Genomic DNA, 10,279 nt, shown 5'->3' on the forward strand with positions numbered 1-10,279 from the left:
TGAATATCGGCAGTTATTCAGACCTTCCTTAGGTATCACTGGTCCTTCATATTTTTTAAGCACAGCGTGTGCCTCCGGCGCGGATGCGATAGGTCGTGGTAAAAGAATGATAGAAAGCGGCGAATGCGACACTGTAATCGTAGGAGGATCGGAGGCACCCATTACAAAGAACGTAGTGACTGCATTCGCCAAGTTGGGAGCTCTTTCTCGCAATAACATAGGAGAAGGAAGTATAAGACCATTTGACAAAGAAAGGAATGGCTTTGTTATATCTGAAGGAGCTGGATTCCTTGTTTTAGAACGCGAAAGCCAAGCTCAGAAAAGAAAAGCAAATATACATGCAAGATTACTCGGTTATGGTTCCTCGTCTGATGCTTATCACATGACCACACCTACACCCAGCGGTAAAGGTCTTACACAAGCAGTAGAAAAGGCACTTTCCGACGCAAATATAGAGCCAACTGAGATTGGATATATTAATGCTCATGGAACAGCTACCAGTCTGAATGATCGTTTAGAAAGTACAGTATATGAAAACATATTTGGGTTAACAGCTCCTGTTGCCTCCACAAAAGGTGTAACAGGACATCCACTCGCCGCTTCAGGAGCAATTGAAGCAATAGCATCGATTCAAGCACTAAAGACAGATACGATTCCTGGCACAGCCGGTCTCCATATGATTGACGATGATATAAAGATAAACATTAATATAGAAACTACTAAATCTTCCAACTCATTACCAGTAATGAGTTCATCAATTGGTTTTGGTGGACAAAATGCAGTACTTATATTTGGATAAGAGGAATAGGTCATGCTTAAGAATATAAAATATATTGCGATCGATACAGATGGCGTATTATTAAACGACACATATAGCCCTGTCATAAAGAAGTTTGTAGAAAAATATGGAGTAGAATATACCTCTTCGATCGAACGTTCTGTCTGGGGTTCTCCTCAGATCACTGCTGGGCACAACCTTTCATTAGCATGTAAGTTACCACACCCAGGTGAAAAGGTAATTAGTGATTTCTTTAAGCTTCGTGAAGAGTATCTAGAAGAGCACCCAGTTGAGATTATGCCTAAAATAGAAATTCCTTTAAAGGTATTTAACAAACTTGGCATAAAAGTCATATCGTATGGTGGGAGGAATCGCGAATATAGTTTTGATCGATTTTTATCAAAATATAAAAATCTCTTCGACTCAGAAACCCCCTATATTGATATTAATGCTAAACGACCTGGCATGTTACAAATTATAGAAGAAGTCCTTTGTTGCAATCCAAGTGAGGTTATTTTCATTGATGACATTAATCGTGTTGCAGAAACTTGTAAATCTATTGGTTCTGGATTTATCGGTGTACCTGCATCAATGAATCATAACTTTCAACTTATGGGGATGCAACGCACTGGCGTCAAACATATGGTCAAATATTTTTCAGATATAGATGAAGGCCATATCTTTTCCATCGATAAGATGTTAACTGGAGGTACGCTTTGGTCATGACAAAAGACAAGTTAACTATTATTGCAATTCCCATTATTTGTGGCCTCACGGCCGCAAATATGTATTACATTCAGCCTTTATTTTTAATGATATCTGAATCTCTAGGAATTACCTATGTACAAAGCACCAATCTATTCACAGCACAACTGATAGGAAATGTTCTATCATTAATCTTATTTATTCCTGTTGCTGATGTAATAGATAGAAGAAAAATCATTGGTGCCCTCTATCTATGTCTCTGTACAGGCTTGTTTTTGGTCTATTTCTCGACTAATTTCAACATACTCCTTGGAGGATATGCGCTCATAGGAGTGGGCGCATCTTCTGTTCCTTTGATAATTGCTTTTTATAACAAAGAGAAAAAACATGAGAATATCATTGGATATATTATGGGAGGTGTTCTTCTTGGTATTATTGGATCTAGATTCGCATCGGGAATTTTATCAAATTTCTTAGGTTGGCGTGGCATTTATATAGTTTCTTTTTTTCTTATGCTTTTGGGGGCAAGCTTTGTCCTTAAAAACATGAATCCTAATAGTGAGAATAAAGAAAAGAACATTAGTTACTTGAATGTGATACGCAGCAATATTATGGCAACTTTAGAAAATAGAAGCGTCCGACTATATTGTTTCTATGGCTTTGCAACGATGTTTTCATTTACAGCCTTCTGGACTAATATTGCGACTTACCTTGATCAGTCACTCGACTTCTCTACAACAGAAATCGCCTTATTCTCTCTTCTGGGGGTATTAGGAGCACTTGTTGCCATTTACGCGCCTGTTATAACTGGATCGATATTCAAGACAAGCCTCCGACTTTTCATGACTGGAATTGCACTATTGGCATGCGCGATAGCACTACCAAACAATTTAATTTGGCTAGGAGGATTCACTGCACTTTTTGATGCATTAATCCAGCTCATTCATGTATCAAACCAAAAGAAATTATATTCTAGAAGCAAGGGAAAGGAGGCACAAGCAGCTAGCAACTATATGACCTTTTTCATGTTGGGCGGTGCCGTAGGTGGATTCACCTCGTCGATTGTATACACAACTAGCGGTTGGAATGGTGTTTTGACAATGTGCTTAGGGCTATTTCTACTGATGGTAATTATTGAAAGGAAAAAGTATGCCGAATATTAAACCCAACTAACTTATAAGGTAGGCTTTAAAAAGGTGGATGGTAACCTCTTTTATAATCGATACATTTCTGCAAAATCATAATTTCAAGCAGCCATCCACTATGGGTGAAAGCACCCGTGCTTCTACAAAGCTATTCGACGGTTCTGTCGAGCAACCCCGACGAGACCTACCTGAAAGCACACTCGATGGCCTACCATTTCCGGCATCTGCCGTGTCGCCGTGCAGCTTGATGCCGGTATTACCGAAGAGATGACGATTTAGGCACTCGATGACCGCAATATCACTCACCTCGCGTTCTTGAATTTAGAATGTAGCTAGGTTTCCTTGAAAAATACCTAGGTTACCGGTATATTAATTAATATTAGGCTTATATTAAAAGATATAGCCGGTACCATTAAATCAGCTAAGACATCTATGGTGAAACCTCATGGTAGATAGTTACAGCAGGCTAGGCCTCATGCTCAAGTCGTATTTAATGCATTTTGGTGAGGATCGATACTCGCTATTAACTATCCGAAACGGGATGGAAATTGATTTAGAAACCAGCCTTCCAGAAGAGTGGAAGACTGAATTTCTAAATAGGAAAATGTATATTAAAAGCGACATAGTTAAAGAAGCGAAGCAACACATAACGCCTTTCAAGTGGTCACCAGAAGAGTACTACGACTCAGACATTACCTATCTTACAAAAACATATAACATATCTCTCGGAATATCTTTCTCTATAAACACCTGGAACTCCAAGACTATTTTAACTGTCTATACTAACAACTCCGAATCTCAATTCAATAAAAATTTTGATGATATGGCGAAGCTGCATTTATATAACCTTTTAAGTATTTTTGAGAAGAACCAAGAGACACCTGACTATAAAGAGCTGACTCTACGAGAACTAGAAGTCGCCAACCTTCTTAAGTTTGGAAAAACATACAACGAAATCAGCATTATACTGGACTTATCTGAGCGAACAGTTAGATTCCATACCAATAATATGGTTGAAAAGATGAATGTCTATACCGTTAAGCACGCATTGTTTAAGGCGACATCGATGGGGCTGATATAAGGGGAATGCTCCAAGAATGGAGATCACTTAATGGGACTGCTTGCAGACCTCAGCCACCACGCCATACACCAAAATAGTGATGAAAAACGCCACCACTACTAGGCTCGCCAGCTGTGACCAGAATCCCTGATGGCAGGCAGTGGCAAGCGCAATCACCATGATTTCGGCGGACAGAATCAGATCGGTTCGAATGGTGTACCCACTCATAGGGCGCGTTGAACCAACTCGTGCCATCGGCCCCCAGATTGACCATCAGGATATGCCCACCCACCCAGAGCATGGCGACGGTTCCCACGACCGAGATGGTCGTTAACACCTTAGGCATGGCCGTCACCAGACCACGGCCCAGGGACTGCATTCCCCCATTATCCTGCTGGGCAAGCCTTAGGCCGATATCATCCATCTTGACCAACAGCGCCACCAAGTCCTGGTGCAACCATTAGGATAACCTGATAACGCTGTTCGACTACCCTCCAGTCATCAAGAAAGTGATCTACACCACCAATGCCATCGAGTCAATGAATAGCGTTATCCGCAAGGCGACCAAGCGCCGCAAGCTATTCCCAAGTGACGATTCAGCACTGAAGGTAGCGTTCCTGGCGATCCAGTAGGCCTCAAAGAAATGGACTATGCCAATCCGGGATTGGAAGCCTGCACTGAATCGCTTTATTATCGAATTCGGTAACCGCCTGGACGGTCACCTGTAATGGGGTGGGCAGTTACAAAGAATTATTTACAGGCTCATTATATTTCCTCACTATGCTGCATGCTATTTACCCCAACCTTATGGCCACGTCTTCTCCGGTTCGGCAATTTTCATAGATCAATGTAATCGGCAACCCTCTGTGCCTATCGGCTAGCGAGGAGTGCCTATCTACCAATAAATACCCATAAAAGATGACTCGTTTGGGATTCTTTCGTTTTTTGGGTCGCTCAGTTATGGGATTCCAACACAAGCCATTAGAAATTAAAAACGAAGGTGCCTCGATTAGTGGTAACTTCAACTTCTCTAAGCGCGTCCACACTGCAGCCAATACTAACCCTTGCCTTGTCCCCAAAATCATAGCGAATAGTCGGGTTGGCTTCGGTGCTTCTGCAATTCCCTCTATTCACAACAATGTCTCTCAATACAACACGGTCTTCGATGGCCGTGATCTCTAGCCAGGTGGTGACGCCATTACTTTTCCAGCCCACTTCTACGTCCGAACTCAAAGAAGCCAGCGCTTGAAGGCGTTCAAGCATCGTCGGTGCATTCGCATCAATAGCAGCTTGGCGCTGTTTTTCTAATCGTGACCGTTCAAAACTCTGCTCAATAGCATTTCGAAGCTCGCGCCCACTCTCTTCTTGGGCCTGTAGGCGTTCTCTTTCGGCTTGAGCTGCCTGTTGTCGTTCATTTTCCTCTTGTGCAGCGCGTTGGCGTTCTGCTTCCTGATCAATAGCCGCAGAGCTGTCTATCGAGCTTCCTTGATCGTCTAAGCACTCAACGCGCCATTCTTCTAGGACATCATGACGAATGGGGGTTTCCTGACCTTCGCTCTTTCTAAATGAATCGATTTTTGCATCAATGCACTCTTCAGGCGCAGGTGGGTATATGGCATCCTCATCGTATGGAAGAGCGCATGCTCTGTAGTAATCTCCAAGGGAATATCTATCTAACGTTAATACGCTGAAGAGCACCAGATGGGCATCCACTTTTTCTTGCACGCATGCAGGATGATCGTATTCGGCCGCGGGGTTAGCCGCCACAGAACCTGCAAAGATAAAGGCGCTAACGGAAAGAGTGAACAGAGTTATATTTTTCAAAGCTTATCCCTATGTTGATTGATTTCGTCGGTCTGCCTCATGGCTCGGCTAACGAAATGTCACTGGTGCCAGTCACTTGGAATGAGTAAAACCTCAGAGCATTTTTATAAACAGGTTATCGCACAAATCGAAAGATACTAATCAAATACAGATAATGTATTGGCTGCTTTTTATAAGAATTCATTGGTAGTCATTGGGTATAATCATCGTGCCTGATTATGACCAACTACTGGCACCCAACATTACCCCGTCCCGTCTGGACAAGACCGAGCACCAGGGTGGCAGAAAATGCTGAAATCGAAGAATAGCAGAGGTTGCGACACTTATCCTGGCACTGGGGGTATGGCCAATATCATGTAACATTAATAGCTCAGAAAACCTAAACCTCATAAAAAAATTATAAAGTTGATGCTGCTTATTTTGCTATTTCAAAACCAGCTATATTATTAGCGAAGTGTTTTTTAAATTTTCAACTTCGTGACATACATCACTATTTTTCATATACGACTCATCAAAAATAGAAAAAACCTTATCTTGCGAGAAAAATCTAATAAAAACGTGACTCTCAATTTCTTTACAAGTTAAAAAGTCCCTCTCTAATAATGCATTACAATAATTTTCAAAATCATTTCTATAAATAGTAGAAATGTCCAGATATTTAATATCATTTAAAAAACTAACTGATATGAATTTAGCCCCCGTACCTTTAAGCATATAGTCTTCCCCGTGAGAATTAGAATAGAAGACACGCAAAAAAAATAAAAGTTTAAATGGATCAACCTCAGAGCTGGAAATAATTATGACACAGTCAGTAGTATTCACTATATCTTTATTTTTTGCCACACCAAACGTCAAGTGTGCATTTCTGGAAACACGTTTTACCATTACACAGTAATTTTCGCGGTCATTTAAAAAAGTAAAATCTTCCCCCCAAACTCCATTTTTAAATGACCATGTATGAATCAAACCATGGGTTTGGTAGCAATTTCTAACTCCCCCTCTTTTTATTTCACAGAAATCACTTAATTTTTGCAATGGTAGTTTTTCATGGATTGACAATCCACCATTATAAAATCTAGCACTTGAATAAAAAGAAAAATCTAACCTAAAATTATTCTTGGCAACCTCATGCCTATCAACAAATATTTCCTCACAACCATTATCGCAGACTCTTCTCAATGTGACTTTATTAGTAACCCCACCTTTCTTTACGACAATAAGAAAAAAACCACTCTCAATACTTTTAAATACTCTTTTAGGCAACTGATAAACATAAGTTATTTTATTATTGAGCATAATATCCATACGCTCTTCACTAAAACTACTAGAATTAATTATTGCATCAGGAACAATCCCTATCAGAGTGCCGCCTGAGTCAAGAAGCTTTATTGACTTTATAAAAAACAATAACTCGATAGGAATCTTTTTATTTTCATACGAAATCCAATCTTTTGATTTTGCTGAAAAAGGTGGATTAGTAATTATAAGGTCATATTTATATGTGCATCTTTCAGACCATTCAAGAAAGTCTTCATTGATCAAATTAATTTTTTTGTATGTGTATTTTAATGCTTTTAATCGTGCGGGATCTATATCGATTGCAGTAACATTTCGACCAACTCTTAAAGGGTTCAAAGTCTCAAGTAGAGCTCCTTCTCCAACAGCAGGCTCGAGTATTCTCATTTGTGCAATTGGCAAATGTTTTTTCATTATTTTAACAATTTCAAATGGGGTTCTGAAATATTTCACTGGCCAATCCTATAGTGATAATAATGCCGTCTTCCAACACCCTGGCTTCTTCCAACTTTCTTTTGAGGCTGATCATACAATATTCTTACTCTCTCGTCATTTTCTATCTTGAAAATAATTGCTGCTATTGAATTTGGCTTTGTTCCAAGAGGCAACAAGTAAAACATAGCATCCTCTTCAAACTTAATACGATACAAACTTCTTAAAGCATCAGTTACATTATTGGCACTACAATACCCAATTCTCCCCCCAAAAGAATGCTCACTTAAAGTATGGATATTACGCCGTATAGATTTCATTTCCCAACCTGGCCTAAAAGCAGGTATTCCAAAAAAAATCTTAGCCTCACTAGACGAAATATCATACGTTTCAATTGCACTTTGTAACCTTCCAGCTTCAAAACCAGCAAAAGCTATAAATTTCCTAATACGGTCTTCTTCTAGTGGCATTGAAATAGTTGGTATACCAGCGCCTTCAAAACCTAATATCTCGTCAGATAAGTTAAATTCTTCTGCATTAAGTGACCCAGAGTCACTTGATGAATAATTTTCAGGTTCAAAATAAACAATCAGAACATCCTTAATTTCACATTCCTTTACTGCATTAAGTATCAATGCAAGCTCAGGAACATCTAAACTAGTTGAATCTATCAACAAACTCAATACATTAAGCTCACTTAAATATAGAGACAACTCATGACATTCTACAACACTACCATTCACGTTGACATTTAAATCATTTTTATCGTATGTAAATACTAGCGATAAAAGCGAGTTATCAGCGACATGCTGAATTGAATATTCAGATCTTTCATCAATATTTAATCCAAAAACACCATGAGAGTATTTCTGGAGAAAGCTAATGTCCTTATCACAACAAATTGATCTAACACTCATTATAAAAGACTCGCCTGTTCAAAATAAGATGTATTATCTTTAACATCAATTAAGCGGAGTTTTTTTCTCATTTCAGCACCTATTGCTGATTCGCCTTGAATACACATTAACTTTATATCTGTAGCTTCTAAATCTATTTTCCTACCTTTCCTATAACTAATCATAAAGAAAGGAGCATAAATGGTGTTCAAAATATAGTCATAAGTATGGAACGCATCACTTGATTTATTTTTTGTAGATGGCATTGATTTTAAAACCCCCCACTTTTCTGCCTCACTTAGGAAGAAATAATCTTCATCTTTCAGTAATCCAATGTCATTTTTTATTCCGAAGTGAGTGATTTCAGTTTCACTTTGAGACTCTCTATCCTGGCAAAGCTGAAACACTTTCCCAAGGCCTTTTACAAAATTATTAAGCTGATTGCCCAATGGGGTGAAACGCTGTATTTCTTTAACTAGCTCTTCACTCGTATTTCTTGCAGCTATATGCTGCAATTTCCTTTCGACTATAAAATTATCAAGTCGACCAGGATCATTTATTAAACTTATTGCAGATTTACAAAGTTCTAAAAAATGCCTAACATTCCCACCGGAAAGAACTGTGTAAACTTCAAAACCTGAATAAAAAGTGCTGCTGGCTTTTGCCGCTCGAACTAGCCTCAAATAACATCCTATAAAGTAATTATGCTCCCAGGAAGTTTTATTTGTAAATTTATTTTCTTGTCCTTTTTTTAATTTAACTAACTCTTCCAAAACCTCATCTGGAGATATTTTCTTTCTGAATAAAATAGATGCACAAATAACAGAAGCTTTTTTGAATTGAGGATCAATAAAATCCTTTGAGCTATAATCACCAGCTCCTTTTAAAGATAAGGCTCTCTCAATCTCAAATTTCATTTTATTGTAAAATCGAGAAGTATTGAATATCTCCTCGGCAAGGTCATTATGAGTTCTACCAGGGAAAATTTTTGTCAGCGCATCCTTACATTTCACTTCATATTGAATATCGTACCTTTCGCTTATTCTTTTTATATCTGAACATATCGAGAGATCTAAACCAAAAGAGGCTGTTATTTCTGGTGAAGACTCTCCAAGTTTCTTTAGAAATATTTCTGCAACATAAACATCAAATCCACTCTCAGTTATTTCATTATCGAGATTAACTATTGCATAATCGGCAATATTTTCAAGCTTTTCATCGCTTAGCGTTGATGTTTCTGACATACCATTTAATTTAATTGCTATATTAAAAATCAAAGGCTCTTCTGAATGTTTGATTCTGGTATTTATTACCCTTTGCTGATATGGAAGTAAATTTTCATACTCATCAATATATACAGAATACATAGAATTAGATAATACAGGCAGCTCTATTTTAAGAGATTCAATGACCGTCAATACGAAAGAAGCAGGAAGCTTTTCTAAATGTTCAACTCCTTTGACATTATGAATAACCATTTCACTCTTTCTTATTCTTGACTGTACTTCACGATATACTGAATTAAAATCTTCACTGAGAAAACCAAAATCCTTAACCCCATCTATATGGGAGTTATAAACATCATCTATTTTTAATAAGCTGCAAGCACTTTCTGCAATCACAATTATGCTTGATAATACTTCAAGACTTAATTTCAAATTCAGATAGTGATCAAATAAAGTCTTCCACTCTTCTTCGTCAACACCTCTCTTTTGCATCAACCTTAAGAACTGCGTATCTGCCTTCCAATATAAACCTATTTTATTTATTGCTTCGTCCGGAATTTCTGATCGAAATTTTGAAAACTGACTATGGTAAGATAGGTAGCGCAGCAACATAGTTTTACCACTTCCACGGCCACCTTCTAGTCTTGTAGACATTGATGAAGACAAATCTATTTTGTTGAAAAATCTTGGAATTACAAAATCTTTCCAGACATCTTTACCTAAGTGCTCTGATCGATTTTTAGTCAATGCGTGCTTAAAACTAGTAACATCTAAAAAGCCATTATTCATATCTATCTCCTAACAAGAGGAGAGAAATTCTCATCCTCATACCAATACAAAGGAAGACTTGCATTAGGTGTTGAATGCGCATAAGAAAAGGTCAAGCCTAAGGAAGCTCTGAAAAAGTCACTGCCATC

General features: G+C 38.3%; 10 protein-coding genes and 2 pseudogenes. 5 read left to right on the plus strand and 7 right to left on the minus strand.

Features of this window, described 5'->3' with window-relative positions; genetic code table 11:
* The 4 genes from K7H09_RS23700 to K7H09_RS23715 form a co-directional block, all read left to right on the plus strand.
* Window positions 1–799 (plus strand): beta-ketoacyl-[acyl-carrier-protein] synthase family protein (locus tag K7H09_RS23700; protein WP_230806282.1); only part of this gene is annotated, 799 nt, incomplete at its 5' end.
* Window positions 800–811: 12 nt separating this feature from the next.
* Window positions 812–1,504, plus strand: coding sequence for an HAD family hydrolase (locus K7H09_RS23705; RefSeq protein ID WP_230806284.1), 693 nt, complete (start codon window positions 812–814; stop codon window positions 1,502–1,504).
* Window positions 1,501–2,646 (plus strand): MFS transporter, encoded by a 1,146-nt coding sequence (locus K7H09_RS23710; protein ID WP_230806286.1) that lies wholly within the window; start codon window positions 1,501–1,503, stop codon window positions 2,644–2,646. The genes K7H09_RS23705 and K7H09_RS23710 overlap by 4 nt, the downstream gene beginning before the upstream one ends.
* A 427-nt stretch (window positions 2,647–3,073) precedes the next feature.
* Window positions 3,074–3,709, plus strand: coding sequence for a LuxR C-terminal-related transcriptional regulator (locus K7H09_RS23715; protein WP_230806288.1), 636 nt, complete (start codon window positions 3,074–3,076; stop codon window positions 3,707–3,709).
* 27 nt (window positions 3,710–3,736) lie between these two features.
* On the opposite strand, the gene K7H09_RS24675 is transcribed toward K7H09_RS23715, so the two are convergent.
* Together K7H09_RS24675 and K7H09_RS24680 are read right to left on the minus strand one after the other, a co-directional pair.
* Entirely contained in the window at window positions 3,737–3,943 is a 207-nt protein-coding gene (locus K7H09_RS24675; protein ID WP_442908135.1) for a DUF808 family protein, read from the minus strand.
* A 4-nt stretch (window positions 3,944–3,947) separates the two neighbouring features.
* Window positions 3,948–4,112 (minus strand): annotated as a pseudogene (locus K7H09_RS24680) (DUF808 family protein); the annotation flags it as partial.
* Window positions 4,113–4,155: 43 nt separating this feature from the next.
* Between K7H09_RS24680 and K7H09_RS23725 the strand changes: the two are divergent.
* Window positions 4,156–4,416, plus strand: a pseudogene (locus K7H09_RS23725) (transposase); the annotation flags it as partial.
* Between the two features lie 253 nt (window positions 4,417–4,669).
* Here the strand turns inward: K7H09_RS23725 and K7H09_RS23730 are convergent.
* The 5 genes from K7H09_RS23730 to K7H09_RS24685 all read right to left on the minus strand — a co-directional run bounded on the left by K7H09_RS23730 (window position 4,670) and on the right by K7H09_RS24685 (window position 10,246).
* On the minus strand, window positions 4,670–5,512 hold the full coding sequence (locus K7H09_RS23730) for a hypothetical protein (RefSeq protein WP_230806290.1): 843 nt from the start codon (window positions 5,510–5,512) through the stop codon (window positions 4,670–4,672).
* A gap of 438 nt (window positions 5,513–5,950) precedes the next feature.
* Window positions 5,951–7,261 carry a class I SAM-dependent methyltransferase gene (locus tag K7H09_RS23735; RefSeq protein WP_230806293.1) on the minus strand — a complete coding sequence of 437 codons (1,311 nt, stop codon included), beginning with the start codon at window positions 7,259–7,261 and terminating at the stop codon, window positions 5,951–5,953.
* Entirely contained in the window at window positions 7,258–8,157 is a 900-nt protein-coding gene (locus K7H09_RS23740) for a hypothetical protein (RefSeq protein WP_230806295.1), read from the minus strand. Before K7H09_RS23740 ends, K7H09_RS23735 begins: the two co-directional genes overlap by 4 nt.
* Window positions 8,157–10,151, minus strand: coding sequence for an ORC-CDC6 family AAA ATPase (locus K7H09_RS23745; protein WP_230806296.1), 1,995 nt, complete (start codon window positions 10,149–10,151; stop codon window positions 8,157–8,159). Before K7H09_RS23745 ends, K7H09_RS23740 begins: the two co-directional genes overlap by 1 nt.
* A gap of 2 nt (window positions 10,152–10,153) precedes the next feature.
* Window positions 10,154–10,246 (minus strand): phosphoribosyltransferase-like protein, encoded by a 93-nt coding sequence (locus tag K7H09_RS24685; RefSeq protein WP_442908136.1) that lies wholly within the window; start codon window positions 10,244–10,246, stop codon window positions 10,154–10,156.
* Window positions 10,247–10,279 lie beyond the last annotated feature (33 nt).

It is taken from the genome of Halomonas sp. IOP_14 (assembly GCF_021021315.1).
Taxonomy (GTDB): domain Bacteria; phylum Pseudomonadota; class Gammaproteobacteria; order Pseudomonadales; family Halomonadaceae; genus Vreelandella; species Vreelandella titanicae.

Bases quoted from the DNA above. Each gene is read 5' to 3' on its own strand.
- K7H09_RS23715 (WP_230806288.1), top strand. From the start codon at position 3,074: ATGGTAGATAGTTACAGCAGGCTAGGCCTCATGCTCAAGTCGTATTTA.
- K7H09_RS23705 (WP_230806284.1), top strand. From the start codon at position 812: ATGCTTAAGAATATAAAATATATTGCGATCGATACAGATGGCGTATTA.
- K7H09_RS23745 (WP_230806296.1), bottom strand. From the start codon at position 10,151: ATGAATAATGGCTTTTTAGATGTTACTAGTTTTAAGCACGCATTGACT.
- K7H09_RS24675 (WP_442908135.1), bottom strand. From the start codon at position 3,943: ATGGCACGAGTTGGTTCAACGCGCCCTATGAGTGGGTACACCATTCGA.
- K7H09_RS23740 (WP_230806295.1), bottom strand. From the start codon at position 8,157: ATGAGTGTTAGATCAATTTGTTGTGATAAGGACATTAGCTTTCTCCAG.
- K7H09_RS23710 (WP_230806286.1), top strand. From the start codon at position 1,501: ATGACAAAAGACAAGTTAACTATTATTGCAATTCCCATTATTTGTGGC.